A 26,804-nucleotide genomic window follows, 5' to 3' on the forward strand; every position below is an offset into this window, starting at 1 on the left:
CTTGGTAGTGTCGGGCGACGTGATCCCCCCGACGCCGACTACGACAATCGCCCCGCCGCCCCGCGCCCTGGGATGGCTGCTCGCCGTACCCGCTCTGCTGGGAACGGTCCTGACCCTGGTCATGCCCACGATCCAGACGGTCTCGATGAGCTTCGAGACCGGCGACTTCATGCGCCCGAGCCGCTTCGTGGGCATGAAGAACTACAGCAGCCTCCTCGGCGACCAGGTCTTCTGGACATCCGCCGGCTTCACGCTGTCGCTGGTGGTGGTGCCGCTGCTGGTGTCCGTCGTGGTGGCGCCGCTGCTGGCGCTCGGCCTCGCGTTCGGCGGTTCCTGGGTACGGCGCGCCGGGATGACCCTGCTGACGCTGGCCCTGGTGACGTTCTCGCCGGTGGCCGTGGCCGCCGCCTGGATCCAAGGGCTGACGCCGGACTCGTCGGGAATCGTCGCGCTCGCGACCGGCCTGCGCGAGCCCGCCACGGCGCCCGGCGCCATGCGCCTCGTCATCGCCGCGGCCACGTTCGGCGCGGTGTGCGCCATCGCCGTGATGGCCTACCTGCCCGCCCTTCGCGGCGACACCCCAGGCGTTGCGGCCGTCGCCGTCGGCGCCCTCGTCGCGCTGGCCGCCGTCGCGGCGGCCTTCCAGACGTTCGCCTTCGCCTTCGCCCTCACGCAGGGCGGTCCCAACCACACCACGACCACGCTGGCGATCCTCCAGTACGAGGGCGCCTTCCAACGCGCCCAGCTCGGGTACGGCGCGGCCGTCGCCACCATCCTCGGCCTGCTGCTCGGCGTCCTCGGCCTCGCGGCCACCCTGGTGGCCGTCCTCACCCGCCTCCGCCTCACCGTCAACCACGCCCGTCCCACCCCGGCCCCCGGCGACGCCGCGTCCCCGGGCGCTCCGGAGTTCGCCGGATCGCGTGGGCCTTCGGGGCGTGGCGGGCAGGCGTCCGGGGCTGGGATCGCCGTCGGTGTGGGCGCGGTCGTGATGGTGGCCGCTGTGGTGGTGTTGTGCTCGGGGCCGGCGCTGGGGAGCCTGTTCTCGCCGTCCGCGCGGGCGGGCGACTACGGCGTGCAGGTCACCACCTGGTGGCCGGCCATCGCGGGCGCCGTCGTTTCCGTGGGCGTCGGCCCTGGGCATCGGCGGCATGCGACCCCTCGGCAAGGGGAGCGAGTGGCTGCTGCTGGCGTTCGCGCCGTGGCTGTTCGTCGGCATGGGCCCGCTGAGCATCGCCAACTGGAAGCTCATGAGGAACCTGGGCCTGCTCGACCGTGCCCCCGCGCTCATCCCGCCGATCCTGGTGAGCATCCCCGCCCTGTTCGTCCTCACGCTGCTGTGCAAGGGTCTCGCGGAACGCGGTTCCGGCGACTTCCTGCGCGGCGTCCTGCTCCCGTCGCTGCCGATGGCCGCCGTGCTCACCGGGGCCATCGCCCTGATGAACGCCCAGGAACTCCTCTGGCCCCTCCTGGCCGAACAGGACCCGGGCCTGGCGACAGCCCCCGTCGAACTCGTCAAGGAACTCGGCCGGTTCCTCCGCCCCGAGGCCGGCCTCGGACCCGCCCCCATCGCGATCGTCGTCCTCACCGCCCTCGTGGCGGTCGCGGCCCAGCTCCTCTACCTCGACCGCCTGAGAATCACCGCCGGCCGTACCAGCGACACCTGACGCTCTTGTGAATCGCCCCCGGCCGTAGCAGCGACACCTGGCGCTCTTGTAGGGCGAGCCCGCACGCCGCGCGCTCGGCCCGCCGTACAACCGACATCTGATGCCCTTGTACGGCGAGCCCGCACACGGCCCGCCGTACAACCGACACCTGATGCTCTTGCGTGGAGAGTTCGCACGCCGCACGCTCGGGCCGCCGTGCAACCGAGGCCTGGTGCTCTTGTACGCGGGGGCGAAGTTGTGTCGGTGGGGGCGGGTAGGTTGTCGTAGCGTGGAGATTCGCTACCTGACGCCTGATGACCTCGACGCCGTGCTCGACGTCCGTCGGCGGTCCTTCGGCCCGATGCCCGCCGCAGACGTGGAGCGCTGGCGTGGCCTGGTGGCGCCGATTCTGGACGAGGGGCGCTACCTGGGCGCCTACGACGGCACGCGGCTGGCCGCGGCCGCCAGGCTGCGCCCTTTCACCCAGTGGTGGTACGGCAGGCCCCAGACCATGGCAGGCGTGGCGGGCGTCACGGTCAACCCGGAAGACCGGGGGCGCGGCGTCGGGTCGCTCATCATGCGGGCGATCATCGACCGGGCCGTCGAGCTGGGCGATGCCGTCTCCGCCCTCTTTCCTGCGACCACACCGATCTACCGGTCGCTCGGGTTCGAGCACGTGGGCGCGCAGCACGCGGTGACGCTGCCCGCCGAGGCGTTGCGCACGATCCGCCCGGCCGGTCAGGTCAAGCTGCGCCGCATGGGGCCGGACGACGCCTCCGACGTGATGGCCGTCCTCGACCGGGTCCACCGCGCCACCCGTGCCAGCGGGCCGATCTCCGGCGACGAGGCGGCCTGGCGCCGGCGGCTGGAAGAGCCCGACGACTTCCTCTACCTGGCCGACGACGGCTACGTCATCTACCGCTGGAGCGGCCACGACATGGAGGTCGACAGCCTGGTGGCGGGCTCGGAGGAGACCGCCAAGGCGCTGTGGTCGCTGGTCGGCTCGTCGTCGTCGGTCGCCAAGACCGTCACCGCGTACGTGGCGCCCGACGACCCCGTGCTCTGGCTGCTGCGCGAGCGCTCCAAGGATCAGGTGCGGCAGACCCGCTGGATGTTCCGCGTCCTGGCCGTGCCCGCGGCCGTCGCGCGGCGCGGCTACCCGGCGGGCGTCACGCTCGACGCAGTCGTCGAGGTGTCCGACCCGGTGCGCGAGTCCAACGCGACCGCGTGGCGGCTGGAGGTCTCCGGCGGCACCGGCGCCGCGATCCGCAGCCTGGACGTAGGGCCCAAGCTGACGATCAACGGCTTCTCCGCGCTCTACGCGGGCATTCCCACGGCCACCCTGCGCCTGGCGGGCCTCATGTCCGGAGATACCCGATACGACGAGGCCCTCGACACCGCCTTCGCCGCCCGGCCGTACATGCTCGACTACTTCTGACGCGCGTTTCCCGATGCACACGCACGTCGGCCGGGGTAAAGTCACGTGCCGAACAGATGTTCGGCGATCGCGGTCCGGCGCGCCGGGCGCCCGGCAACCGAGTCGCGAAAGGCGGGCCATGCACCTGCAGCCACCACATCCGCCCATCTCGGCAACGGGCCGGCGGGATGGCCGGTGGATCAGGGAGGGGTTCGCGTGCGCGTGATGGGGGTCGACCCGGGGCTGACCCGGTGCGGGCTCGGTGCCGTCGAGGGGCGGCCCGGGGCACCGTTGTCGCTGGTCGCCGTCGGGGTGGTGCGCACGTCGGCCGATGACGAGCTGGGCACTCGGCTCGTCGGCATCGAGGCGGGGATCGAGGAGTGGCTCGACGAGGTACGGCCCGACGCCGTCGCCGTGGAGCGCGTCTTCAGCCAGCACAACGTCCGCACCGTCATGGGCACCGCGCAGGCCGCCGGCATCGCCGTCCTCTGCGCGGCCCGGCGCGGCATCCCGGTCGCGCTGCACACGCCTTCGGAGGTCAAGGCCGCCATCACCGGCAGCGGCACGGCCGACAAGAAGCAGATCGGCACCATGGTGACCCGCCTGCTGCGGCTCTCGGAGATGCCCAAGCCCGCCGACGCCGCCGACGCCCTCGCCCTGGCCATCTGCCACATCTGGCGCGGCGCCGCCCAGAACCGCCTCACCCAGGCCCTGGCCCAAGCCCGCCGCCCCTCCCCGACCACCCGCCGCGCCCCGCGGACCATCCCACCCCGCGCAACCACCCCGCCCCCAGATGCCATGCGAGGCGCGGCTCCCCAAGGAGTCTCGTCAGGGGAGGCTGCGGTGCCGGATCGCGGGACGGCGCAGGGGCCGGGTGAGTCCTTGCGGGAGACCGCCGCGGATTCGTGGGAGCCCGGGGAAGCAGGAACACCCGCAGTGCCGCGTGGCGAAGCAGGAACGTCCGGAGGGCGGCGTGATGAAGCAGGGAACACCCCGAGGGCGGCGTGGTGAGGCAGGAACACCCGAGGGTGGCGTGGTGAAGCAGGCACGGACGACAAGGAGAGCACCGTGATCGCGTCAGTGACGGGACGGGTGGCCGCCATCGCCCCTGACGGGGCCGTGATCGAGGTGGGCGGCGTGGGCATCCTCACCCACTGCACCCCCGGCACCCTGGCCACCCTTCGCGTCGGCGAGGAGGCCCGGCTGTCCACGTCGCTGGTCGTGCGCGAGGAGTCCCTGACCCTGTATGGCTTCGCCACCGACGACGAGCGGGCCGTCTTCGAACTGCTCCAGACGGCCAGCGGCGTGGGACCGAAGCTGGCTCTGGCGATGCTCGCCGTACACACGCCGAACGCGCTGCGCGTCGCGGTGGCCGGCGCGGACCTCAAGGCGCTCACCCAGGTGCCGGGCATCGGGCAGAAGGGCGCGCAGCGCATCGTCCTCGAACTCAAGGACCGCCTCGGCACCCCCGAGGAGATCGTCGACGCCGCGCTCAACGGCTCCCGGCGCGTGGCGTTCTGGCGCGACCAGGTCCACTCGGGGCTTGTCGGGCTCGGATACTCGAGCAAGGACGCCGACGACGCCATCTCCGCCATCGAGCCCGACGCCGGAGAAACGCCCAACGTGGCCGTCCTCCTCAAGGCCGCCCTCCGCACCCTGAGCGTCCGATGACCCCACCCGTCGCGCACATTCCGAGCCCCTACGCCCGCCGTCCGGCGCTGGACTGTGTCCCAGGCCCAACCCATTCCATCGCCCTGGCATCCGGGCAGACCGAGTCACACCGGTCGGCCGTCACACATGGCGCAGCGTCGCGGCGACGTGGTGCACGGATTGGGGTGGTTGTCCGGGGCCCGGGGTTGGGTTGGGCGTGGGTGGGAGGCTTGGCGGTGCCGTACCAGGTGTGTGAGGGGGGAGCGTGAGTTTTGAGCGGGAGCTCGTGTCGCCCGATGCCGGGGGAGACGAGCTGCAGGTCGAGGCGGCGCTGCGGCCGAAGCGGCTGAGCGAGTTCATCGGGCAGGCGCGCGTGCGCGAGCAGCTGTCGCTGGTGCTCGAGAGCGCGCTGCGCAGGGCGAGGCCGCCGGACCACGTGTTGATGAACGGCTCGCCGGGCCTGGGCAAGACGACGCTGGCGATGATCATAGCGGCGGAGCTGAGCGCCCCGCTCAGGATCACCTCCGGCCCCGCGCTCGAGCGCGCGGGTGACCTGGCGGCGATCCTGTCGACGCTGGCCGAGGGCGAGGTGCTGTTCATCGACGAGATCCACCGGATGGCCAGGCCCGCCGAGGAGATGCTGTACCTGGCCATGGAGGACTTCAGGGTCGACATCGTGGTCGGCAAGGGGCCGGGCGCGACCGCGATCCCGCTGGACATCGCGCCGTTCACGCTGGTCGGGGCGACCACCAGGGCGGGGCTGCTGCCCGCGCCGCTGCGCGACAGGTTCGGCTTCACCGCGCACATGGACTTCTACGACGTGGGAGAACTCGAGCAAGTCCTCTACCGCTCGGCCAGGCTGCTGGACGTCACGCTGCCCACCGATGGCGCGCACGAGATCGCCAGGCGCTCGCGCGGCACGCCCCGCATCGCCAACCGGCTGCTGCGCCGCGTGCGCGACTTCGCCGACGTGCGAGCGGAAGGCGTGATAAATCGTGACATCGCGTCGGCTGCGCTGAACCTGTACGAGGTGGACCCGGAAGGCCTCGACCGCCTCGACCGGGCCGTTCTCGGCGTGCTGCTGCGCAAGTTCGGCGGCGGCCCCGTCGGTCTGTCGACCTTGGCCGTGGCCGTGGGGGAGGAGCCGGAGACCGTAGAAGTGGTGGCCGAGCCGTTCCTGGTGCGTCAGGGGCTGCTCGCCAGAACTCCTCGCGGTAGGGTCGCCACGGCGGCGGCCTGGGTCCATCTGGGCATGACCCCACCCCCCGATGCGTTCGGAGCCACGCTCTTCGACTGATCACAGAACGGTTGCAACCGTTTCGAATTGGGAACTTCCCCGCGCGCCGGAACGCTGCCTCGTTGCCGCGTTTCGCAACAACCGCCTACACTCCGTGGCTTGGCTGGCTGTGTAGGCTGATGGGCTGAGCGGCGCGGCCCCACGCAACGCACGGAATTTCCGGCGCAGTGCCGGTGTCAACTTCTTGTACGACAATGGAAGGTCGCCCCGCTATGAACATGGGACAACTGGGAAGCATCCTGCCGCTGATTCTTCTGGTGGTGGTGTTCTACTTCCTGCTGATCCGCCCGCAGCGCAAGCGTCAGCAGGAGTCGGCCAAGATGCAGAACTCCCTTACTCCGGGCGCGCGCGTCATGACCACGACCGGCCTGTTCGGCACCGTCGTGGCGGTGGACAATGAGGACGTGATCCTCGAGGTGGCCCCTGGCATCGAGACCCGTTGGGTCAAGGCCGCGATCGGCCGCGTCGTCACCCCCGGTGACGAGCCCGTCGCCGACGAGCCTGCCGACGCGGACGAGGCCAGCGAGACCGACGCCAAGACGGAGACGGACACCAAGCAGGAAACGGAGCCCAGCAACGGCGAGCAGGACACGAGTACCAACAAGTCCTGACTAAGCTCTGCATAGACCCCTAACCGAAAGAACTGACGACCAGTGGCCCGACCGACCAGCCGCCACAGCTATCCGGGGCGCACGCTCCTGGTGCTTCTGGCGCTCATCCTCGCCCTGGGCGGGACGATGCTCCTGCAGAAGGCGTTCACGCCGAAGCTGGGACTCGACCTCGCCGGCGGCACCACGGTGACCCTGACCCCCAAGCCTCCGAACGGCGGCTCGCCTCCGCAGGAGATCCTCGATCGCGCGGTCAGCATCATCCGTGAGCGAGTCAACGGCACGGGAATCTCCGACGCGGAGGTCGCCAAGTCCGGCGACAACATCGTGATCTCCGTCCCGGGTGTGGGCCAGGACGAGGTCATCAAGCTGGTCGGCACCACGGCGGAGCTGCGCTTCCGCCAGGTGCTCGCGGAGCAGGCGACCCAGGTTCCGCAGAATCTGCCCACCGAGGCGCCCAAGCCGAGCACCACCCCGAGCGGCACCCAGTCGGGCAAGCCGTCCACCAAGCCGTCGGAGAAGCCCTCGGACAAGAAGCCGACGGCCACGCCGACAGGCAAGGCGCTGTCGTCGGCCCTGACGGCGCCCACGCCGACGCCCTCGGCGCAGAACACCAAGAAGGGCAAGGACGCCAAGGCGACCCCCACGCCGTCGGCCACGCCGAGCGCGCAGCCCAGCACGCAGCCCAACCAGGACCAGAACGCGGGCATCAACACCCAGGGCGTCGACCCGGCGGTGCTCAAGCAGTTCCAGGCGCTCAACTGCGCCGACCCGAAGAAGCGCGGCCAGGGCGTGCAGGACGACCCGAGCAAGCAGCTCGCGGCCTGTGACAAGGACGGCCAGGCCAAGTACATCCTGGACGTGGCCAAGGTCGTCGGCACCGACATCGACTCGGCCGGCGCCGGCATCCGCCAGGGCACCACCGAGTGGCTGGTCCAGCTCGACTTCAAGAGCAAGGGCGCCGCCGAGTGGAGCAAGCTCACCTCGGTCGCCTACAACAGCCAGGAGCCGCGCAACCGGGTGGCCGTCGTCCTGGACGGCGTCGTCATCACCGCGCCCAACATCCTCGGCCCGATCCCCGGTGGCCGCGCCGAGATCACCGGCGGCTTCACCCAGAAGACCGCCAACGACCTGGCCGAGCAGCTCAAGTACGGCGCGCTGCCGCTGAAGTTCGAGCGCAGCTCGATCGAGACCGTGTCCTCGACGCTGGGCCAGGACCAGTTGCAGGGCGGCCTCATCGCCGGCGCCATCGGCCTCGGCCTGGTGCTCATCTACTCGCTGCTGTACTACCGCGGCCTGGGCATCGTGGCGGTCCTGAGCCTCGTGGTGGCCTCGATCATCACCTATTCGGCGGTGGTCGTGCTGGGACACAACGCGGGCTTCCGGCTGTCGCTGCCGCACATCATCGGCCTGGTGGTCTCGATCGGTATCACAGCCGACTCCTTCATCGTCTACTTCGAACGCATACGTGACGAGATGAAGGAAGGCAGACGGACGCTGCGTGCGGCCGTCGAGGTGGCCTGGGTCCGCGCCCGGCGCACGATCCTGATCGCCGACGCCGTCATGTTCATCGCCGCGGTCGTGCTGTACGTGCTGGCCGTCGGCGGCGTGGCCGGCTTCGCCTACGCGATGGGCCTGACCACGCTGATCGACGTCATCGTGGTGTTCCTGTTCACGAAGCCGTTCATCGCCCTGCTGGCGAGGCTGAAGTTCTTCGCCAAGGGCCACCCGCTGTCCGGCCTCGACGCCGAGCGCATGAGCACCGCGCCGGACACCTCCACCGGCCGCCCGACCACCCCGCAGGAGGCCTGAGATGGGACTCGCGCGTCGCCTCTACCGCGGCGAGATCAACGTCGACTTCGTCGGCCGCTGGAAGCTGTGGTACAGCCTGTCCGGGTTCCTCCTGATCGTGTCCCTGGCGGGCCTCCTGATCAACGGGCTCAACCTGGGCGTGGAGTTCAGGGGAGGGACGGTCTTCACCTTCCCCAGCACCACCCAGAGCCACAGCATCGAGGAAGTCCGCACCACCTTCCGCGACGAGGGCGTGCACCAGCCGATCGTGCAGTCCACCAAGAACAGCTGGCGGGTCACCACCGAGGTGCTGCCCGAGAGCGAGCTGACCAAGGTGCAGAACGCGGTGGCCAAGGACTTCAGCGTCTCCGTGAACCAGGTCAGCGTGCAGGCGATCGGTGCCACCTGGGGCGGTGAGGTCTCCAACAAGGCCTGGATCGGCCTGGGCGTCTTCATGCTGGCGATCATCCTGTACCTGTCGATGGCGTTCGAGCCCAAGATGGCCCTGGCCGCCATCGTGGCGCTCATCCACGACCTGGTCATCACCGCCGGCGTCTACGCCTGGTCCGGGTTCGAGGTCACGCCCGCCACGATGCTGGGCTTCCTGACGATCCTGGGCTATTCGCTGTACGACGCGGTCGTGGTGTTCGACATGATCAAGGAGGTCACGGCCAAGCTGGGCTCGGCCTCCAAGCAGACGTACTCCATGGCGGCTAACAACGCCCTGAACCACACGCTGATCCGGTCGCTGAACACCTCGCTGGTCGCGATCCTGCCGGTGGCGGCGATCCTGTTCATCGGCACCACGCTGCTCGGCGCGGGCACGCTGAAGGACCTGTCGCTGGCCCTGTTCGTCGGCATGATCGTCGGCACCTACTCCTCGCTGTGCGTGGCGACGCCGCTGCTGGTCACCTTGAAGGAGCGGGAGCCGAAGTACCAGGCCATCGCCCGCAGGGTGCTCGCCACCGGTGGCAAAGGTTCCAAAAGGGCCGCGGTAGCCAAGGGCTAGGCACGAACCAATCGCCGGCGCCTCCTCCTGACCCAAGGGGGAGGCGTCGCCATGAAGGAGCGCGGTGATGAGCGACCTGACCGACCTGATCCTGACGCACATCAGGGACGTGCCGGACTACCCCCAGCCCGGCGTGCTGTTCAAGGACATCACGCCGCTGCTCGCCGACGCGGAGGCGTTCACCGCCGTGGTGGACGAGCTGTCCGGCCTGTTCCAGGTCGACAAGATCGTCGGAATCGAGGCGCGCGGCTTCATTCTGGCCGCTCCGGTCGCCCTCCGGGCGGGCGCGGGATTCGTCCCGGTCAGGAAGAAGGGCAAACTGCCCGCCGAGACGATCGAGGAGTCCTACGATCTGGAGTACGGCTCCGCCACCATCGAGGTGCACAAGGACGCCTTCACGCCGGGTGACCGGGTTCTCATCGTCGATGACGTGCTGGCCACAGGGGGTACCGCGGAGGCGGCCGTGGAGCTGGTGAGGCGGGCGGGCGGCGAGGTCGCCGGGCTTGCCGTACTCATGGAGCTTGGTTTTCTCAAGGGCCGTGAGCGCCTCGCGGGAGTGGATTTGCGCTCCCTCGTGATCGTCTGAGCCGGACCCGCGGCAGGCCAGGTTGGACACCTGGATACACTAAGGGGCCTGGACTCGAACGTGAGGAGTCTGTGTGCCCCGTGATGTGGTCGTGCCCGACGTAACGGACGCCGGGAATGCCGAGACGGCACCCGGCGCTGCGCCCGCACGTCGAAGGCGATTTGGGGGTGGGGCCATGAATCCGGTGCTGGAGCCGCTGTTCAGGACGGTCCGTGCCACCCATCCCAAGGCCGACCTGCGCCTGATCGAGCGCGCCTACGACATGGCCGCCTACCACCACCGCGACCAGAAGCGGAAGTCGGGCGACCCGTACATCACGCACCCGCTGGCCGTGGCGACGATCCTGGCCGAGCTGGGCACCGACGACGAGACGCTGTGCGCGGCGCTGCTGCACGACACCGTCGAGGACACCGCCTACGGCCTGGAAGAGCTGCGCGGCGACTTCGGCGAGACGATCGCCTCGCTCGTCGACGGCGTGACCAAGCTGGACAAGGTGAAGTTCGGCGACGCCGCGCAGGCCGAGACCGTGCGCAAGATGGTCGTGGCGATGTCGCGCGACATCCGGGTACTGATCATCAAGCTGGCCGACCGGCTGCACAACATGCGCACCATGCGCTACCTGCCCGAGCACAAGCGCCACCAGAAGTCGCGCGAGACGCTGGAGATCTTCGCCCCGCTGGCCCATCGCCTGGGCATGAACACGATCAAGTGGGAGCTGGAAGACCTCGCCTTCGCCATGCTCTACCCCAAGCGCTACGACGAGATCGCGCGCATGGTGTCGGAGCGGGCGCCGCGGCGCGACCTGTTCCTGCAGGAAGTCATCGAGAAGGTGTCCGGCGACCTGCGCGAGGCCAAGATGCGCGCGGTGGTCAAGGGCCGGCCCAAGCACTACTACTCGGTCTACCAGAAGATGATCGCCAGGGATGTCGCCTTCGACGACATCTACGACCTGGTGGGCATCCGCGTCCTGGTCGACACGGTCCGCGACTGTTACGCGGCGCTCGGAACGATCCACGCCAGGTGGAATCCGGTGCCCGGCCGGTTCAAGGACTACATCGCGATGCCCAAGTTCAACATGTACCAGTCGCTGCACACCACGGTGATAGGTCCCGAGGGCAAGCCGGTCGAGCTGCAGATCCGCACGCACAAGATGCACCACAAGGCCGAGTACGGCGTGGCGGCGCACTGGAAGTACAAGGAGGAGGTCGGCAGCGGCGGGCCGCCGGGCAAGGTCAAGCCGGGCAGCGACATGGCCTGGCTGCGCCAGCTGCTCGACTGGCAGAAGGAGACCTCCGACCCGGGCGAGTTCCTCGAGTCGCTCCGCTTCGACCTGTCGGTCTCCGAGGTCTACGTCTTCACCCCGCGCGGCCAGGTGGTGTCACTGCCGGAGGGCGCCACGCCCGTCGACTTCGCCTACGCCGTGCACACCGAGGTGGGACACCGCTGCATCGGCGCCCGGGTCAACGGGCGGCTGGTGCCGCTGGAGTCCAGGCTCGGCAACGGCGACACGGTGGAGATCTTCACCTCGAAGTCGCCGGACGCCGGGCCGTCGCGCGACTGGCTGAAGTTCGTCAAGTCGGGCCGCGCCCGCAACAAGATCAGGCAGTGGTTCTCCAAGGAGCGCCGCGAGACCGCGATCGAGGCGGGCAAGGAGGCCATCGGCCGCGCGATGCGCAAGCAGGGCCTGCCGTTGCAGCGCCTGATGTCAGGTGAGTCTTTGCTGGCGCTGGCTCGCGACCTGCGCTACCCGGACGTGTCGGCGCTGTACGCGGCGGTCGGCGAGGGGCACGTGGCCGCGCAGGCGGTCGTGCAGAAGCTCGTGGCCTCCATAGGCGGCGTCGAGAGCGCCGAGGAGGACATCGCCGAGACCGCGCTCCCCACGCGCCTCAGGGGCCGTCCCAGGGGCGGCGGCGCCGGTGTGGTGGTCGCCGGCGACGCCGACGTCTGGGTACGCCTGTCCAAGTGCTGCACGCCCGTCCCCGGTGACGAGATCGTCGGCTTCGTCACCCGCGGGCACGGCGTGTCGGTCCACCGCGCCGACTGCACCAACGTGCAGCAGCTCAAGGAGCAGCCCGACCGGCTGGTGGAGGTCAGCTGGTCGCCGAGCGACGACTCGGTGTTCCTGGTCGCGATCCAGGTGGAGGCGCTCGACCGGCCGCGCCTGCTGTCGGACGTCACACGGACGCTGTCGGACCAGCACGTCAACATCCTCAGCGCCTCGGTCACGACCTCGCGCGACAGGGTCGCGGTCAGCCGCTTCACCTTTGAGATGGGCGACCCGAAGCACCTCGGCCACGTCCTCAAGGCCGTCCGCAGCATCCAGGGCGTCTTCGACGTCTACCGCGTCAGCGGCGCCAGCGGGTGACTTCTTCGCTCCTGTACGGCGAGCCGCCGCCACCCGCCACCCGCCGCCCGCCGCCACGGGCTCGCGCCGCGCACGCGGCGTGTCCCTCACAGGTAGCCCCTTCCCCGCCGCCACGGCGCCCCATAACCGTGGCCCCACGGCCCCCACACCCCACCGCCCAGGGCGCCGACCTCGGCCGTCCCCCGTCTCACCGACGCGGCGCCTGTGGGGGCTGGTGCTGGGGTGCCCGGCTTGCGGCCGTACAGGGCGCCGGGCTCCCGCGCGAGTCGATCAGTGAGAAGGCCTGACCGAGCAACCGCCTGGCCGTGGACAGCAGCGGAGCCGTCTGGTCGGTGGCCTGCGCGATCGTGTGGGACCTGGTCACCCGCGCGAAGTCCTCGAAGCGCAGGCGCGGCCGTTCATCGCGGTTCGGACACCGCACGCCTTGGCCTCGTAGCTGGCCGCCAGCACCACGCCGGAGCCGACGATGACGGGCCGCCCGCGCAGGGAGCGATGGTCGCGCTGCTCGACCGAGGCGTAGAACGCGTCGAGGTCGGCATGCAGGATCGTCGCTTCACCTACCACGAACACATGTTCGCATAGAACAGGCTAGCCCGCGAGTGACGGCAGGTTGACGACGATGGCTTCCTGGGTGTTGCGGGCGATGACGACCACCGCCTCCTGCGACGGATCCGGATTCTCCTCCCGATGGGGGACGTAGGGCGGCACGAAGACGTAGTCGCCGGGCCCGGCGTCGATCCGGATCTCGTCGCCGTCCTCGAGGAAGACGAACGACGGCCGCCCGCTGACGACGTAGATGGCGGTCTCGGAGGCCCCGTGGTGGTGGTCGGCCGAGCGGGTCAGCGGTGCCACGTGCGTCTGCCCCATCCAGAGGTTGCTCGAGCCCACGGTACCGCCGCTGATCGCCGCCAGCCGGTGCATGCCCGAGCTCTGCGCCGTCTCCGAGCTCAGCGAGCCCGGCGTCACGTGCCCGAGCCGCAGGTGGAAGGCGTCCCCGGAAACCTTGTACCCCTCCCACAGGCGCCCTCCGGCCCGCTCCAGCACCGAGGCGGCCAGGGCGGCCAGCCGTACCGGATCCTCGCGAGCGGCCAGCAGGTCGGCGGCCAGCGCCGGGTCGTGCGCGCGCAGCTCGCGCAGCAGCCATTTGCCCGAGCCCCGCCAGTGGGAGTCGACGTCCAGCGCCAGCCGAGCCGTCTCCTCGACGACCCTCCACCGGATGAACGCCTGCTCACCGGGGTCTGTGGCTCCCGCCAGGTCGTCGAGCAGGTCCGACAGCACATACCGTCCCCGATCCAGGGACACGGAACCGGGACCCGCGGCCACCCGAGCCCGCATGGCCTCCTGTACGGCGGGCGCGCGCCCCACCCGATCGACGAGGATCACCCCGTCGGCGCACATCCGCGGCAGAGTGGGCACCCGCCTGGCCAGGTCGCGGTCCGCCCACCCGATCAGGCTCAGCTCGTTGTGCACGGCCAGTTCGACCGGCCACTCGCGCCACCGCAGCGTGTCCCGGTACGGACGTGTATCCGGGAGCACGACCACGATGTCGAGGTCCGACGTGGGCGTCCGCCGTGACGTCAGCACGCTGCCGCCCAGGAAGGCGTAGAGCGCGTCGGGAAAGCGCGACGAGACCAGGGCGCGCGCGTCGGCTACCGGGTCCATGTCAGCTGAACTCGGCCAGCGTCCGCTCGGCCTCCTCCAGCCACGAGCGGCGGGCGATCAGCGCCTCCTCGGCCTCCTTGACGTCCTTGGCCCGGCCGGCGGCCTGCGCCTTGGACAGCCGCTTCTCCAGCTGCTCGATCGAGGAGCGCAGCTGGTCGACCGTGCTCTGCGCGCGGGCGCGGGCCTCGGGGTTGGAACGCTTCCACTCCGCGTCCTCGGCCTTGCGCACGGCGTCGTCCACCTTGCGCAGCCCGCCCTCGAGCCGGTCGCGCTGCTCGCGCGGCACGGGGCCGACCGCCTCCCAGCGCTCCAGGATCGAGCGCAGCGCCGCCCTGGCCGGCCGTACGTCGGTGACGGGCAGGATCTTCTCGGCCTCGCCGAGCAGCACCTCCTTGGCCTCCGCGTTGGCCGCCAGGGAGGCGTCACGCTCGGCGAAGACCGCCGAGCGCGCCTGGAAGAACTGGTCCTGGGCGGCCTTGAAACGCGCCCACAGCTCGTCCTCCGCCTCCCGGGAGGCCCGGCCCGCGGTCTTCCACTGCTGCATCAGCTCGCGGTAGACGGCGGCCGTCTGGCCCCAGTCGGTGGAGTCGGCGATGGCCTCGGCCTCGGCCACGATGCGCTCCTTGGTGGCGCGCACCCCCTCGCGCTGCTCGTCGAGCCCGGCGAAGTAGGTCTTGCGCCGCTTGGCGAAGGCCGTGCGCGCGGCCGACAGCCGCTTCCACAGCGCCGCCTCGGTGACCCTGTCGATGCGGTCGGCGGCCTTCCACTCCTCGACCAGCTGGCGCAGCCGCTCACCGCCCGACTTCCAGTGGGTGGTCTCGTCGGCGATCCGCTCGGCCTCGTCGACGATGCGTTCCTTGACGTGCCTGGCCTCGGCGCGCGCGTGCTCGCGGGCGACCTTGACCTCTTCCCGGCGCTGGGCGACCAGCTCGGTCAGGTGGTCGAGCCGGGCCGTCAGCGCGGCCAGGTCGCCGATGGCGTGCGCGTCCGCGACGGCTTCGCGCAGCTTGACGATGCTGGCCTCGGCCTGCGCCGGAGCCAGGTCCGTGCCGCGCACCCGCTGCTCGAGCAGCTGCACCTGGCCGGCCAGTTCGTCGTACTTGCGATGGAAGTAGGCCAGCGCTTCCTCGGGCTCACCGGCCTGCCAGGACCCGACGGCTCGCTCTCCCTCAGCCGTACGCACGTAGACGGTGCCGTCGTCGTCTACCCGGCCCCACGGGTCGGTGCTCACCGTGTCCTCCCGCACTTTCCATCAGACCCTTCGGGACTACCCGTCCCTGGTTGTATTACGTCAGCTCTTGCCAGAGATTGTCACGTCTTTGATTTCGACGGTTTGCTTGGGCGCCCCGGTGCCATCACCCATGTCGGCCATGACGCCCGCCTTGTTGACCTTGTCCAGAATGTCCAGGCCCTTGGTGATCGTACCCACCGGCGTGTAATCCGGGGACAGGCTCAGGTCACCGTAAACCAGGAAGAACTGGCTGCCGGTGGTGCCGGGCGCCTGCGTCTTGGCCATCGCCATCGTGCCGCGCTTGTAGGTGGCGCCCGTCAGGTTCTCCTCGGCCATGACGTAGCCGGGGGTGCCGGTGCCGTCGTTCTTGTTCTTGCCGTCGGCCTTGGCAGTCGGGTCGCCGCACTGCAGCATCGGGAACTTGTCGCTGCCGAGCCGGTGGCACTTGCTGCCGTCGTAGTACTTCTTCTTGGCCAGGAACTCCAGCGAGTTGACCGTGCAGGGAGCCTTGGCGTTGTTCAGCTCGACCACGATGTCGCCCTGGTTCGTCTTGAACGTCATCGTCTTGGTCGCCGGCGTGGCCGTCGCCTTGGTCGGAGGCAGGCCCACGCTCTTGACCTTGCCGTTGGTGTCCTTGACGTAGTCGCAGGTGCCGGTCGCGGCGTTGTAGGGCTTGGGGCCCGTGGACGGCGGCGCGGAGGTCTCCGGCGCCGAGGCCGAGGGCGTCGCCGCCGCCTGGGTCTTGGTGTCGCCCCCGTTGAGCAGCGTCACGGCTGCCACGATGCCGCCGACCACGACGACCACGCCCACGCTTGAGCCGATGATGGCGTTGCGCTTGGTCCGCTGCTCGCGCTCGATACGGCGCTGCAGCTGCCGCTCGTGGTGCTCGCGCGCCAGTTGCTTCTGCCGGTCCTTCCCCGTGGCCACCGCTTTGCCTCCCATAGTCAATCAACTGAGGTGGGCGAATCGTATCGGCCAACGGGTAATGATTCGCAGCCCGGCGACCCGCACCGGTACCCTTCAGTTACATTCCCATTGGCTTATTGACGAGATCACCTGAGGCAGATGCTCATCGCAGGCTTCCCCGCAGGGGCGTTCCAGACCAATTGTTACGCCGTCGCGCCCGCCGCGGGCGAGGAATGCGTGATCGTCGACCCAGGTCAGGACGCCGTCGAGGGTGTGGACGAGCTGCTGCGCGAGCACCGGCTCAAGCCCGTGGCCGTCATGCTCACGCACGGTCACCTCGATCACGTGTGGTCCGTCGCCCCGGTCTGCGGCGCGCGCGACATCCCCGCGTGGATCCACCCCGACGACCGTGAGATGCTCAGCGACCCCACCAAGGGCATCGGCGCGCCGATCTTCGGCGACCTCAAGCTGACCGAGCCCGACGACGTGCGGGAGCTGTCCGACGGCGCCGTGCTGGAGCTGGCCGGGCTGGAGTTCGTGGTCGACCACACTCCGGGCCATACCAGGGGGTCGGTGAGCTTCCGGCTGCCCGCAGACGAGATCATGTTCTCGGGTGACCTGCTGTTCGCCGGCTCCATCGGCCGCACGGACCTGCCCGGGGGCGACTACCGGACGATCCTGCGCAGCCTGGCCACCAAGTGCCTGCCGCTGCCGGACGAGACGGTGGTCCTGCCGGGCCACGGACCACAGACCACGATCGGCCGCGAGCGCGCCACGAACCCGTACCTGAAAGAGGCCGCGCCGCACGCCGGTCCCACACGAGGGATCTGATGACGTGAGCGAGCGAAGCGAGTGAACAACCAAAGCTTTCAAGCACCCAAGGGCGTCAAGGAGTACGTGCCGCCGCAGGCGGCCACCTTCTTCGCCATCCGCCGGGCCTTCGCCGACGCGGCCGGCCGGGCGGGATACGCCTACCTGGAGACCGCCGTCTTCGAGGACACCCAGCTGTTCGCCCGCGGCGTCGGCGAGTCCACCGACGTCGTCAGCAAGGAGATGTACACCTTCACCGACCGCGGCGGCCGCTCGCTGACGCTGCGCCCGGAGTTCACCGCAGGCGTCCTGCGCGCGGTGCTTGAGTACGGCCTGCACCGCGGCCAGCTGCCGGTCAAGGTGTGGACCGACGGACCCGTCTTCCGCGCCGAGGCGCCCCAGGAGGGCCGCTACCGCCAGTTCTACCAGCTGGACCTGGAGGCCATCGGCAGCGAGGACCCGGCCGTCGACGTCGAGACGATCGCGCTGGCCTGGCGCTGGTACGAGGAGCTCGGCCTGACCCGGGTGCGGCTGCTGCTCAACTCGCTGGGCTGCAAGGAGTGCCGCCCCATCTACCGCGCCCGGCTGCAGGAGTTCCTGCGCGGCCTCGACCTCGACGCCGCCACCAGGGAGCGCATCGAGATCAACCCGCTGCGGGTGCTCGACGACAAGCGGCCCGAGGTGCGCGCGCAGCTGGAGGGCGCGCCGCTGATCGCCGACCACCTGTGCGCCGACTGCAAGACCTACCACGACACGGTCAAGCAGCTGCTCGCCGACCTGTCGATCCCCTGGGAGGACGCGCCCAGGCTGGTGCGCGGGCTCGACTACTACACCCGCACCACCTTCGAGTTCGACCACCCGATGCTGGGCGCGCAGTCGGGCATCGGCGGCGGCGGGCGCTACGACGGCCTGTCGGAGGCCATCGGCGGGCCCCCGCTGCCCGGCATCGGCTTCGGGCTCGGGCTCGACCGCACCGTCATCGCGCTGGAGCGCGAAGGCGTTCAGGCCGCCACGGCCGCGCGCGTCGAGGTGTACGGTGTCCCGCTGGGTGACGACGCGCGCCGCCGGATGTTCCTGCTCGTGGACGAGCTCCGCCGGGCCGGGGTCAGCGCCGACATGTCCTTCGGCGGCAAGGGGCTGAAGGGCGCGATGAAGGGCGCCGACCGTTCCGGCGCCCGGTTCGCACTGATCCTGGGCGAGCGTGACCTGGCGGCGCGAGCCGTACAGCTGAAGGACCTGACCACCGCTGAGCAGACCGAGGTGCCGCTGGACTCGGTCGTGGACGTTTTGAAAGGGAAAGTGCAGTGATTCGCACGCACAACGCCGGCGAGCTCCGCGAGGAGCACGCCGGCCAGCAGGTGACGCTCGCGGGATGGGTGGCCAGGCGCCGTGACCACGGCGGCGTCGTCTTCATCGACCTGCGCGACGCCTCCGGCTCGGCGCAGGTCGTCTTCCGCGAGGAGGACGACGCGCACGGCCTGCGCAGCGAGTACTGCGTGAAGGTGGTCGGCCAGGTCAGGCGCAGGCCCGAGGGCAACGAGAACCCCGAGCTGCCCACCGGCGCGATCGAGGTCGTGGCCGACCAGGTCGAGGTGCTCAGCGAGTCGGCGCCGCTGCCGTTCCCGATCGAGGGCAACGTAGGCGTGTCGGAGGAGGCTCGCCTCAAGTACCGCTACCTGGACATCCGCCGCCAGCAGGTGGCCAACGCCATGCGGGTGCGCTCCAAGGCGACCTACCTGGCCAACGAGGTGATGCACGAGCTCGGCTTCGTCTACGTCGAGACGCCGACGCTGACCCGCTCCACGCCCGAGGGCGCGCGCGACTTCCTGGTGCCGGTGCGGCTGCAGCCGGGCAACTGGTACGCGCTGCCGCAGTCGCCGCAGCTGTTCAAGCAGCTGCTGCAGGTGGCCGGGCTCGAGCGCTACTACCAGCTGGCCAAGTGCTACCGCGACGAGGACCTGCGGGCCGACCGCCAGCCGGAGTTCACCCAGATCGACATCGAGATGTCCTTCGTCGACCAGGAGGACGTCATCGCCGTCGGCGAGAAGCTGATCGGCCGCATCTGGAAGGACGTGCTCGGCTACGAGATCGCCACGCCGCTGCCGCGCATGACCTACGCCGACGCGATGGCCCGCTTCGGCTCCGACAAGCCGGACCTGCGCTTCGGCCAGGAGCTGGTCGAGATGACCGACTACTTCGCCCAGACGAGCTTCCGCGTCTTCCAGGCCGAGTACGTCGGCGCGGTCGTCATGCCGGGCGGCGGCTCGCAGACCCGCAAGGAGCTCGACGGCTGGCAGGAGTGGGCGCGTTCGCGCGGCGCGCGCGGCCTGGCGTACGTGCTGGTCCAGGAGGACGGCACGCTCGGCGGACCGGTGGCCAAGAACCTGTCGGAGACGGAGCTGTCCGGCCTGGCCGACAAGGTCGGCGCCAAGCCGGGCGACGCGATCTTCTTCGCCGCCGGGCTCCCGCACGCCTCCCGCGAGCTGCTCGGCGCGGCCCGCCTGGAGATCGGCCACCGCTGCGGCCTGATCGACGAGTCGAGGTGGGAGTTCCTCTGGGTGGTCGACGCGCCCATGTTCGAGCCCGTGCACGACGACGTCGGCCGCGCGATCGGCTGGACGGCCGTCCACCACCCCTTCACCGGCCCCAAGCCGGAGTTCGCCGACAGCTTCCAGGACCACCCGGGCGAGGCGCTGGCCTACGCCTACGACATGGTCTGCAACGGCATGGAGATCGGCGGCGGCTCGATCCGTATCCACCGCGCCGAGATGCAGCAGCGGGTCTTCGACGTGCTGGGCATCTCCAAGGGGGAGGCCGAGTCCAAGTTCGGCTTCCTGCTCGAGGCGTTCAAGTACGGCCCGCCCCCGCACGGCGGCATCGCCTACGGCTGGGACCGGATCTGCATGCTGCTGTCCGGCGGCGACTCGATCCGCGACGTGATCGCCTTCCCGAAGACCGCCTCCGGCTTCGACCCGCTGACGGGCGCGCCCACGCCGATCACGGTCGAGCAGCGCAAGGAAGCCGGCGTCGACGCCAAGCCCAAGGAGTAGCACTTCTCGATGTACGGCAAGCGGGCAAGGTTCCCGCTTGCCGTACATCCATGCTCAGAAGCGGACGGGCAGGGCGGACAGTGAGCGCACGATCGCGCCGCTGAAGCGCCAGCTGAGCTCCGTCACGTCGCAGGCCAGCTCGATGCCCGGCAGCCGCTCGAGCAGTGTGGTGAAGGCGATCTGGCCCTCCATGCGGGCCAGCGGCGCGCCCAGGCAGAAGTGGATGCCGTGGCCGAAGGCCACGTGCCGGTTGTCGGACCGGGTGATGTCGAGTTTTTCCGGCCCGTCGAAGGCCTGCGGGTCGCGCCCGGCGGCGCCGATGGACACGTTCACGAACGACCCCTTCGGGATCAGCGTGCCGCTGATCTCCAGGTCCTCGACCGCGACGCGGAACGTGGCACGCTCGACCGGCGCGTCATAGCGCAGGAACTCCTCCACCGCGCTCTGCACCAGCTCGGGACGCTGCTTCAGCAGCTCGAGCTGGTCGGGGTTGCGCAGCAGCGCCAGGGTGCCGTTGCCGATGAGGTTCACGGTCGTCTCGTGCCCGGCGATCAGCAGCAGCACCAGCGTCGACAGCAGCTCCTTCTCGCTCAGCTCGGGGCTGGCCACCAGCACGCCGACCAGGTCGTCCTTGGGCTGGGCGCGGCGCTCGGCGATGAGCGCGCCGAAGTACTCGCGCAGGGCCTGGGTGGCCCGCTCGCGGACCGCGACGGCCTCCTCGTCGAGCGCGGGCACCAGCAGCGCGCCTGACCAGTCCCTGAACAGGTCGCGGTCCTCGGCGCGGATGCCGAGCAGCTCGCAGATCACGATGATCGGCAGCGGGAAAGCGAAGTCGGCGATCAGGTCCGCCTCGCCCTTGTCCGCCAGGCCGTCGACGAGCTCGGCGGTGATCTGTTCCACCCGGGGACGCAGCTCCTCGACGCGGCGCGGCGTGAACGCCTTGGAGATGACCTTCCGCAGCCTGGTGTGGTCGGGTGGGTCGGTCATCAGCATGTTGTCGGCCAGCACCGCGTCGTTCTTGAGCATCATGTCGCGGAACCAGTCGGGCCCGCTGGCCAGGCTCTTCGACAGCCGCGGATCGTTCAGCGCCGCCCTGCCGTGCTCGTAGTCCACGATCACGTATGAGCTGGCGCCCGGCGGGAAGTCGATCGCGTGCACCGGGCCCTTGGCGCGCAGATCCTCGTAGAGCGCGTAGGGGTCGGTGCTGAACTCGGGAGAGAAGAAGAACTCGAAAGGCAGGGTCTCAGCAGGCATCGGCCGCTCCTCGTCATGGGTTCACAACCCACTCTGTCCCCGGGGAGCGGCCGATCAGCCGAGTGTGACGTGAATCACTTGAAGGTCATCGACGTGATGATCACGGGCTTGCGCGGCGCGGTGGAGCCGCCGTCGTTCATCAGGTCCTGCTTGTTGACGATCAGGTCGGCCTCGGTGGGCGCCAGGTTGAGCAGGATGTCCATGCCCTTGCTGACCATGCCGACCACGTTGAACGGGCCCTGGATCTGGGTGTTCTGGTCCGACATGGAGAAGGCGAAGTTGCTGTTGCTCAGGTTCTTGTCCTCGCCCGGCTGGGTGAGGAACACCACGCCCTTGCCGAGCGGGATGTCGCCGTTCTCGTCGGGGAAGGTGTAGCCGGAGGTTCCCGTGCCGTCCTCGGTGTTCGCGCCGTCGGCCTTGGCCAGCGGGTCACCGCACTGCAGCAGGTGCACGGGCGAGACGGCCGGGGTGACCAGGCGGTAGCACTTCTGCTTGTCGTAGAAGTGCTTGCTGTTGAGGAAGGCCAGGGAGTTGATCGAGCACGGAGCCGCGTCGGACATCAGGTCGACGACGATGGTGCCGCGGTTGGTGTTGATCGTCCACTTCTTGAACTTGACGTGGGCCTTCTTCGGCGGCATGCCGACGAACTTCTGCCGGCTGTCCTTGTCTCGCACGTAGGTGCAGCTCACCGGGCCCGTCTTCTTGGGCGGTTCGGTGGGCAGGTCCGTGGGGGAGGCAGAAGCCGAGGGCGAGGCCGACGGTGTGCTCTCGGCCGCCGTCTTCTGCGCGTCGTCCTTCTTGGTCATCGTCGTGGCCGCGAAGATGCCGGCGGCCACGACCACGACGGCCACGCCCGCCCCGATGAAGGTGTTGCGCCGCCCCTTGGCGTTCTGCTCCGCGGCGCGCTGCTCCTGCCGCGCCTTGTGCTCACGCGCCAGCTCGCTCTGGCGGTCGTCGCCGCTCACCGGTATGTCCTCCATGTTTGCCGACATATGACCAAACAACTTCCGGAATGCTACCGGCCCTCCATATGTGTCGGACGTAAGTGACGGAATCGGCCCACTGGGACGGTGCTTGATCGCGAACCTTCTCGTGCTGAGATTCGTAGTTGAAATGAGAACTTCGTAGGAGTGCGCCATGTTCGACCAGATCCTGGGCCTGCCGGCCCACCCTTTGATCATCCACTTCGCCGTCGTGCTGGTCCCGTTGCTGGCGGCGGTGGACGTGGCGTACGCCCTGTTCCCGCGCTGGCGGGCCTTCCTGGCCTGGGCCGTGGTGGCCCTGTCGGTGGTCGCGCCGGGCGCGGTCTTCATGGCCAAGGAGAGCGGCGAGCACCTCAAGCAGGCCCGCTTCGCCTCGGCGGACGGCTCGCTGGCCACCAAGGTCGCCACCCACGAGAGCTTCGCCAACCCGCTGCTGCTGTCGGCCCTCGGCCTCGGCATGGCCGGCCTGGTGCTGGTGGTCGCCACCAAGCCGTCGCGCGGCTCGCTGGACGACCGCTTCGGCAGACCGGTCACGCTGGCGCTTTCGGCCGTCACGATGGTGCTGGCCGCGGTCGTCGGCTACTACTGTTTCCGCGCCGGCGACTCGGGAGCGAGGGCCGTATGGGGCGTGTAATCTCGCGTTGTGGAGAGTCTGTTCGATTCGGCGGCTGAGGAGGCCACCCCGCAGCCTCTGGCCGTCAGGATGCGACCGCGCACCCTGGACGAGGTGATCGGCCAGCGGCACCTGCTCGGGCCGGGCACGCCGCTGCGCAGGCTCGTGGAGAGCGAGGCCCCCATGTCGCTGTTCCTGTGGGGGCCGCCCGGCACCGGCAAGACCACGCTGGCCTACGTGGTCTCCAACGTGACCAAGCGCCGTTTCGTCGAGATCTCCGCGGTCTCGGCCGGGGTCAAGGACGTGCGCGCCGCCATCGACAACGCCCGCCGTGAGCTGGGCATGACCGGCCGCCAGACCGTGCTGTTCGTCGACGAGGTGCACCGCTTCAACAAGGCGCAGCAGGACGCGCTGCTGCCCGCCGTGGAGAACCGCTGGGTCACCTTCATCGGCGCCACCACGGAAAACCCGTTCTTCTCGGTGATCTCGCCGCTGCTGTCGCGCTCGCTGCTGCTGACGCTGGAGTCGCTCACCGACGACGACATCCGCGCCGTGCTCACCCGCGCCGTCACCTCCGACCGCGGGCTCGACGGCCGGGCCGCCGTCTCCGACGAGGCCCTCGACCACCTGGTACGGCTGGCCGGCGGCGACGCCCGCCGCTCGCTCACCTACCTGGAGGCCGCCGCCCTGCTGGCCGACGACATCACCGTCGAGGTGGTGGCGAAGGCCGTCGACAAGGCCGCGGTCCGTTACGACCGGCAGGGCGACCAGCACTACGACGTGATCAGCGCGTTCATCAAGTCGATGCGCGGCTCCGACGCGGACGCCGCGCTGCACTACCTGGCGCGCATGATCGAGGCGGGGGAGGATCCGCGCTTCATCGCCCGCCGGATCGTCATCTTCGCCTCCGAGGACGTCGGCATGGCCGACCCCACCTGCCTGCAGACGGCCGTGGCCACGGCTCAGGCCGTCCAGCTCATCGGCCTGCCGGAGGGGCAGATCAACCTGGCGCACGCCGTCATCCACTGCGCGCTGGCCCCCAAGTCCAACGCCGTGGTCAAGGCCATCGGCGCCGCGATCGGCGACGTGCGCCAGGGCCTGATCGGCCAGGTGCCAGGCCACCTGCGCGACGCCCACTACCCTGGCGCGGCCAAGCTCGGCCACGGCGAGGGCTACAAGTACCCGCACGACTACGATCACGGCCTCGTCCGCCAGGAGTACGCGCCCGAGCAGGTGCGCCAGCGCCGCTACTACGAGCCGACCACGCACGGCGCCGAGGCGCCGGTCGCCGAGCGCTGGGCCAAGATCCGCGACTTCCTGCGGGGCGACGGGTGACCGACTACCGCGCCTCGTTCGATGCCGTGATCACCTTCTCCAACGGCGGCGACCTGAGCGTGCACGGCTTCCGCGTCGACCTGCCCTCGGCGCGGGCGAACCGGGAGGAGATCGCCGCGCTGTTCGTGGCCTCGCTCGGGCTGCTGATGACCGACGAGGTCGTGCTGTCCAACGTGGAGGTCTTCGCCGAGCCGCACAAGGGCACCCGCGGCGGCCCTTCCGACGCCAAGGAAGCGGCGGTCGCCGACGGTGGCCGGCTGGTCGACCTCACCACGGCCGCCACCCGCATCCACCTGCCCGCCGGCGGGCTCGACCTGGCCCGCACCGTGGACCTTCCCGCGGTGGTCGTCCGCCTGGCCGGCGCCCGCGGCGCGGAGATCGGCGTGGGCGCGCTGGCCGCCTTCGACGTGCGGGGGAAGGCGGTGCTGCTGGAGGCCGGAGGACGGGCACTCACGGCCGAGGCGCAGGCCTGGCTGGCCGGCCAAGGGGCGGCCCTGGTGGGCGCCGATGCGTCTTTCGCCGGCTCCGCACTGACCGCCGCGGGAATCCCGGCGGTCGAGGCGCTGACGGCGCTGGACGACCTGCCGCCGCTCGGCGCCACGTTCACCGCCGTGCCGCCGGCGGGCGACCTCGCCGGGCCTGTGGTGGTGCGCGCTTTCGCCCGCCTGCCGTAACCAAGCCCTGCCCTCATGAGTAGGGGGTTACTCTTGCCGCCCCGCCGGGACAGGCCAACCGTGAGGGCATGACCGAACCCACACAGGACCGGCCGCTCGCCGACTTCCTGGCCAGGACACAGGACGTGCTCAGCCTCGCCGAGCGCAGGCTCATCGTCGGACAGGCCCTGCTCATGCTGGAGCAGAACTACGTCCACCTCCCGCTCAAGGCCGCCATGCACGGCATCAACCCGCTGCAGCGGCTGCGCGTGATGCTCGCGCGGATGAGCACCCAGGCCATGGTCTCCGAGCGGGACTTCCACGCCGAGCTGCTGGAGATCTTCCACTCGCTGCGCGACCTGCACACCAACTACCTCGTCCCGAGCCCGTACGGCGGGCTGACCGCCTACCTGCCGTTCCTCATCGAGGAGTGCTTCCAGCAGGAGGACGTGCACTACCTGGTGACCGCCCTGGCCAAGGGCTACACGCCGCCGGAGGGCTTCGGGCCGGGCGTGGAGGTCACCCACTGGAACGACATCCCCATCGAGCGGGCCATCCGCCTCAACGCCGCCAAGTACGCGGGCAGCAACGCCGCCGCCCGCTACGCCCGCGGGCTGGAGACCCTCACCCTCAGGCCGCTGATGAGGCACCTGCCGCCCGACGAGGAGGTCGTCACCCTCCGCTACCACACCCGCGACGGGCACACGCGGACGGTGAGCGAGGTCTGGCGGGTATCGCAGAACCCGCCGCTGCCCGACCCCGACATCCTCGACGAGGCGGCCCTCACCCTCGCCTACGACCTGCACGGCGCCGTCCTGGGAGCCGTCAAGGCCGACCTGTTCGCCGGCGAGGACGCCACGGGGATCGAGGTCATACCCGAGTTCAGGACCTTCTTCAGGGCCAGGAGCGTCACCACGGCCGCGGGCGAGTTCGGGCACCTGCGCATCTGGAGCTTCCTCACCCCCAACGCGCCCGGCTTCGTCGACGAGTTCGCCCGCCTCATCCGGCTGCTGCCGCAGACCGGGCTCATCGTCGACGTGCGCGGCAACGGCGGCGGCTCGGGGCCCGGAGCCGAATCGCTGCTGCAGATGCTCACCCCGCGCCGCATCGAACCGGAACCCATCCAGTTCATCAACACCCCGCTCAACAAGCTCATCTGCGACAGGGTGCGCGGCCTCGAGCCGTGGCGGCCGTCCATGCGGCAGGCGCTGGAGACCGGCAGCACCTTCTCGGCCGCCTTCCCGCTCACCGACCCGGAGATGGCCAACGACCGCGGCCAGATCTACCACGGGCCCGTCGTCCTGATCACCGACGCCCGCTGCTACTCGGCCACCGACATCTTCGCCGCCGGCTTCCAGGACCACGGCATCGGCCCGGTCCTCGGCACCGACGACGTCACCGGCGCCGGCGGCGCCAACGTCTGGACCCACCAGCTGCTCACCTCGCTGATGGACCCCGAGCCCGGCGAGGAGTCGCCCTACCGGTCGCTGCCCGGCGGGGCGGGCATGCGCGTGGCCATCCGCCGCACGCTGCGCGTCGGCCCGTCGTCCGGCACCCCGGTCGAGGACCTGGGCATCCACGCCGACGAGCGGCACCTGCTCACCCCGCGCGACGTGATCGGCGGCAACGCCGACCTGATCGAGCGGGCGGGCCGCATCCTGGCCGGCCTCGAAGGGCGCCGGCTCGACCTCGACTCGGTCGCCGGCGGGACGGCCACGCTCACGGTCGCCGGGCTCGACAGGCTCGACGTGTACGCCGACGGCCGCCCGCAGGCCTCGAAGGACGTGGCCGACGGGCAGGTCACCATCCAGGTACCCGCCGCAGGGACGCTGCTCCTCGAGGGATACAGGAAGGGGGAGCTGGTCGCCGCCCGCCGCGTGGATTTGACGCGCGCCACCACGGGATGAGCATCGGCGCGGGCCGGACGCGATAGGGTTCTTG

General features: G+C 70.2%; 24 protein-coding genes and 1 pseudogene. 17 read left to right on the top strand and 8 right to left on the bottom strand.

Annotated elements, in window-relative coordinates; translation table 11 throughout:
* Positions 1 to 201: 201 nt before the first annotated feature.
* The gene (locus ACIBHX_RS26125) at positions 202 to 540 is read right to left on the bottom strand and encodes a hypothetical protein (protein ID WP_397069857.1); all 339 of its coding nucleotides are present in this window, start codon (positions 538 to 540) and stop codon (positions 202 to 204) included.
* Between the two features lie 608 nt (positions 541 to 1,148).
* Between ACIBHX_RS26125 and ACIBHX_RS26130 the strand changes: the two genes are divergently transcribed.
* From ACIBHX_RS26130 to ACIBHX_RS26175, 10 genes and pseudogenes are all read left to right on the top strand, one after another.
* Positions 1,149 to 1,664, top strand: a complete 516-nt coding sequence (locus ACIBHX_RS26130; protein ID WP_397069858.1) for a hypothetical protein — start codon at positions 1,149 to 1,151, stop codon at positions 1,662 to 1,664.
* Positions 1,665 to 1,932: 268 nt separating this feature from the next.
* Positions 1,933 to 3,081, top strand: coding sequence for an enhanced intracellular survival protein Eis (gene eis / locus ACIBHX_RS26135; protein ID WP_397069859.1), 1,149 nt, complete (start codon positions 1,933 to 1,935; stop codon positions 3,079 to 3,081).
* A 195-nt stretch (positions 3,082 to 3,276) separates the two neighbouring features.
* A pseudogene (ruvC, locus tag ACIBHX_RS26140) lies at positions 3,277 to 3,810 on the top strand (crossover junction endodeoxyribonuclease RuvC); the annotation flags it as partial.
* A gap of 318 nt (positions 3,811 to 4,128) precedes the next feature.
* A complete protein-coding gene (ruvA, locus tag ACIBHX_RS26145; protein WP_397069860.1) occupies positions 4,129 to 4,731 on the top strand; it encodes a Holliday junction branch migration protein RuvA in 603 nt (200 codons plus the stop codon).
* Positions 4,732 to 4,975: 244 nt separating this feature from the next.
* The gene (gene ruvB, locus ACIBHX_RS26150; RefSeq protein ID WP_397069861.1) at positions 4,976 to 6,007 is read left to right on the top strand and encodes a Holliday junction branch migration DNA helicase RuvB; all 1,032 of its coding nucleotides are present in this window, start codon (positions 4,976 to 4,978) and stop codon (positions 6,005 to 6,007) included.
* A 212-nt stretch (positions 6,008 to 6,219) separates the two neighbouring features.
* The gene (gene yajC, locus ACIBHX_RS26155; RefSeq protein ID WP_397069862.1) at positions 6,220 to 6,618 is read left to right on the top strand and encodes a preprotein translocase subunit YajC; all 399 of its coding nucleotides are present in this window, start codon (positions 6,220 to 6,222) and stop codon (positions 6,616 to 6,618) included.
* A gap of 42 nt (positions 6,619 to 6,660) precedes the next feature.
* Positions 6,661 to 8,427: a protein translocase subunit SecD gene (secD, locus tag ACIBHX_RS26160; RefSeq protein ID WP_397069863.1), complete on the top strand. Its 1,767-nt coding sequence runs from the start codon at positions 6,661 to 6,663 to the stop codon at positions 8,425 to 8,427.
* A 1-nt stretch (position 8,428) separates the two neighbouring features.
* Complete coding sequence (gene secF / locus ACIBHX_RS26165; RefSeq protein ID WP_397069864.1) at positions 8,429 to 9,415, top strand: protein translocase subunit SecF; 987 nt, start codon at positions 8,429 to 8,431, stop codon at positions 9,413 to 9,415.
* 67 nt (positions 9,416 to 9,482) lie between these two features.
* Entirely contained in the window at positions 9,483 to 10,001 is a 519-nt protein-coding gene (locus tag ACIBHX_RS26170; protein WP_397069865.1) for an adenine phosphoribosyltransferase, read from the top strand.
* 175 nt (positions 10,002 to 10,176) lie between these two features.
* Positions 10,177 to 12,366 (top strand): RelA/SpoT family protein, encoded by a 2,190-nt coding sequence (locus tag ACIBHX_RS26175; RefSeq protein WP_397069866.1) that lies wholly within the window; start codon positions 10,177 to 10,179, stop codon positions 12,364 to 12,366.
* A gap of 187 nt (positions 12,367 to 12,553) precedes the next feature.
* Here the strand turns inward: ACIBHX_RS26175 and ACIBHX_RS26180 are convergent, their stop codons facing one another.
* From ACIBHX_RS26180 to ACIBHX_RS26200, 5 genes are read right to left on the bottom strand one after another with little or no spacing between them, the layout of a single operon-like run.
* The gene (locus ACIBHX_RS26180; RefSeq protein ID WP_397069868.1) at positions 12,554 to 12,787 is read right to left on the bottom strand and encodes a hypothetical protein; all 234 of its coding nucleotides are present in this window, start codon (positions 12,785 to 12,787) and stop codon (positions 12,554 to 12,556) included.
* Positions 12,727 to 12,930, bottom strand: a complete 204-nt coding sequence (locus tag ACIBHX_RS26185; protein ID WP_397069869.1) for a hypothetical protein — start codon at positions 12,928 to 12,930, stop codon at positions 12,727 to 12,729. Before ACIBHX_RS26185 ends, ACIBHX_RS26180 begins: the two co-directional genes overlap by 61 nt.
* Positions 12,931 to 12,954: 24 nt before the next feature.
* The gene (locus ACIBHX_RS26190; RefSeq protein WP_397069870.1) at positions 12,955 to 14,028 is read right to left on the bottom strand and encodes a cupin domain-containing protein; all 1,074 of its coding nucleotides are present in this window, start codon (positions 14,026 to 14,028) and stop codon (positions 12,955 to 12,957) included.
* A gap of 1 nt (position 14,029) precedes the next feature.
* Positions 14,030 to 15,259: a DUF349 domain-containing protein gene (locus ACIBHX_RS26195; RefSeq protein WP_397069871.1), complete on the bottom strand. Its 1,230-nt coding sequence runs from the start codon at positions 15,257 to 15,259 to the stop codon at positions 14,030 to 14,032.
* Positions 15,260 to 15,319: 60 nt separating this feature from the next.
* Entirely contained in the window at positions 15,320 to 16,186 is an 867-nt protein-coding gene (locus ACIBHX_RS26200; protein WP_397069872.1) for a peptidylprolyl isomerase, read from the bottom strand.
* Between the two features lie 138 nt (positions 16,187 to 16,324).
* Here ACIBHX_RS26200 and ACIBHX_RS26205 point away from each other — a divergent pair, with 138 nt between their 5' ends.
* The 3 genes from ACIBHX_RS26205 to aspS are packed head-to-tail and all read left to right on the top strand — an operon-like array spanning position 16,325 to position 20,025.
* Positions 16,325 to 16,996, top strand: coding sequence for an MBL fold metallo-hydrolase (locus ACIBHX_RS26205; RefSeq protein WP_397069873.1), 672 nt, complete (start codon positions 16,325 to 16,327; stop codon positions 16,994 to 16,996).
* Between the two features lie 21 nt (positions 16,997 to 17,017).
* A complete protein-coding gene (gene hisS, locus ACIBHX_RS26210; protein ID WP_397069874.1) occupies positions 17,018 to 18,283 on the top strand; it encodes a histidine--tRNA ligase in 1,266 nt (421 codons plus the stop codon).
* Positions 18,280 to 20,025 carry an aspartate--tRNA ligase gene (gene aspS / locus ACIBHX_RS26215; protein WP_397069875.1) on the top strand — a complete coding sequence of 582 codons (1,746 nt, stop codon included), beginning with the start codon at positions 18,280 to 18,282 and terminating at the stop codon, positions 20,023 to 20,025. The genes hisS and aspS overlap by 4 nt, the downstream gene beginning before the upstream one ends.
* Before the next feature lie 54 nt (positions 20,026 to 20,079).
* Here the strand turns inward: aspS and ACIBHX_RS26220 are convergent, their stop codons facing one another.
* The gene (locus ACIBHX_RS26220) at positions 20,080 to 21,279 is read right to left on the bottom strand and encodes a cytochrome P450 (RefSeq protein ID WP_397069876.1); all 1,200 of its coding nucleotides are present in this window, start codon (positions 21,277 to 21,279) and stop codon (positions 20,080 to 20,082) included.
* 74 nt (positions 21,280 to 21,353) lie between these two features.
* Positions 21,354 to 22,244, bottom strand: a complete 891-nt coding sequence (locus tag ACIBHX_RS26225; RefSeq protein WP_397069877.1) for a peptidylprolyl isomerase — start codon at positions 22,242 to 22,244, stop codon at positions 21,354 to 21,356.
* Between the two features lie 172 nt (positions 22,245 to 22,416).
* On the opposite strand from ACIBHX_RS26225, the gene ACIBHX_RS26230 reads away from it, so the two are divergent.
* From ACIBHX_RS26230 to ACIBHX_RS26245, 4 genes are all read left to right on the top strand, one after another.
* Positions 22,417 to 22,896 (top strand): DUF2231 domain-containing protein, encoded by a 480-nt coding sequence (locus tag ACIBHX_RS26230; protein ID WP_397069878.1) that lies wholly within the window; start codon positions 22,417 to 22,419, stop codon positions 22,894 to 22,896.
* A gap of 9 nt (positions 22,897 to 22,905) precedes the next feature.
* Positions 22,906 to 24,210 (top strand): replication-associated recombination protein A, encoded by a 1,305-nt coding sequence (locus ACIBHX_RS26235; RefSeq protein WP_397069879.1) that lies wholly within the window; start codon positions 22,906 to 22,908, stop codon positions 24,208 to 24,210.
* Complete coding sequence (locus ACIBHX_RS26240; RefSeq protein ID WP_397069880.1) at positions 24,207 to 24,884, top strand: hypothetical protein; 678 nt, start codon at positions 24,207 to 24,209, stop codon at positions 24,882 to 24,884. The genes ACIBHX_RS26235 and ACIBHX_RS26240 overlap by 4 nt, the downstream gene beginning before the upstream one ends.
* A gap of 68 nt (positions 24,885 to 24,952) precedes the next feature.
* Positions 24,953 to 26,770 (top strand): S41 family peptidase, encoded by a 1,818-nt coding sequence (locus ACIBHX_RS26245; protein WP_397069881.1) that lies wholly within the window; start codon positions 24,953 to 24,955, stop codon positions 26,768 to 26,770.
* Positions 26,771 to 26,804: the final 34 nt, after the last annotated feature.

Origin of the sequence: Nonomuraea sp. NPDC050536, from assembly GCF_044457685.1 — a bacterium.
Classification (GTDB): Bacteria; Actinomycetota; Actinomycetes; order Streptosporangiales; family Streptosporangiaceae; genus Nonomuraea.

What these genes read in the sequence shown, in the direction of transcription:
- ACIBHX_RS26125 (WP_397069857.1), bottom strand. Translation starts at nt 540, where the DNA reads ATGGCGCACACCGCGCCGAACGTGGCCGCGGCGATGACGAGGCGCATG.
- ACIBHX_RS26130 (WP_397069858.1), top strand. Translation starts at nt 1,149, where the DNA reads ATGCGACCCCTCGGCAAGGGGAGCGAGTGGCTGCTGCTGGCGTTCGCG.
- yajC (WP_397069862.1), top strand. Translation starts at nt 6,220, where the DNA reads ATGAACATGGGACAACTGGGAAGCATCCTGCCGCTGATTCTTCTGGTG.
- secF (WP_397069864.1), top strand. Translation starts at nt 8,429, where the DNA reads ATGGGACTCGCGCGTCGCCTCTACCGCGGCGAGATCAACGTCGACTTC.
- ACIBHX_RS26170 (WP_397069865.1), top strand. Translation starts at nt 9,483, where the DNA reads ATGAGCGACCTGACCGACCTGATCCTGACGCACATCAGGGACGTGCCG.
- ACIBHX_RS26175 (WP_397069866.1), top strand. Translation starts at nt 10,177, where the DNA reads ATGAATCCGGTGCTGGAGCCGCTGTTCAGGACGGTCCGTGCCACCCAT.
- ACIBHX_RS26190 (WP_397069870.1), bottom strand. Translation starts at nt 14,028, where the DNA reads ATGGACCCGGTAGCCGACGCGCGCGCCCTGGTCTCGTCGCGCTTTCCC.
- ACIBHX_RS26205 (WP_397069873.1), top strand. Translation starts at nt 16,325, where the DNA reads ATGCTCATCGCAGGCTTCCCCGCAGGGGCGTTCCAGACCAATTGTTAC.
- ACIBHX_RS26220 (WP_397069876.1), bottom strand. Translation starts at nt 21,279, where the DNA reads ATGCCTGCTGAGACCCTGCCTTTCGAGTTCTTCTTCTCTCCCGAGTTC.
- ACIBHX_RS26230 (WP_397069878.1), top strand. Translation starts at nt 22,417, where the DNA reads ATGTTCGACCAGATCCTGGGCCTGCCGGCCCACCCTTTGATCATCCAC.
- ACIBHX_RS26245 (WP_397069881.1), top strand. Translation starts at nt 24,953, where the DNA reads ATGACCGAACCCACACAGGACCGGCCGCTCGCCGACTTCCTGGCCAGG.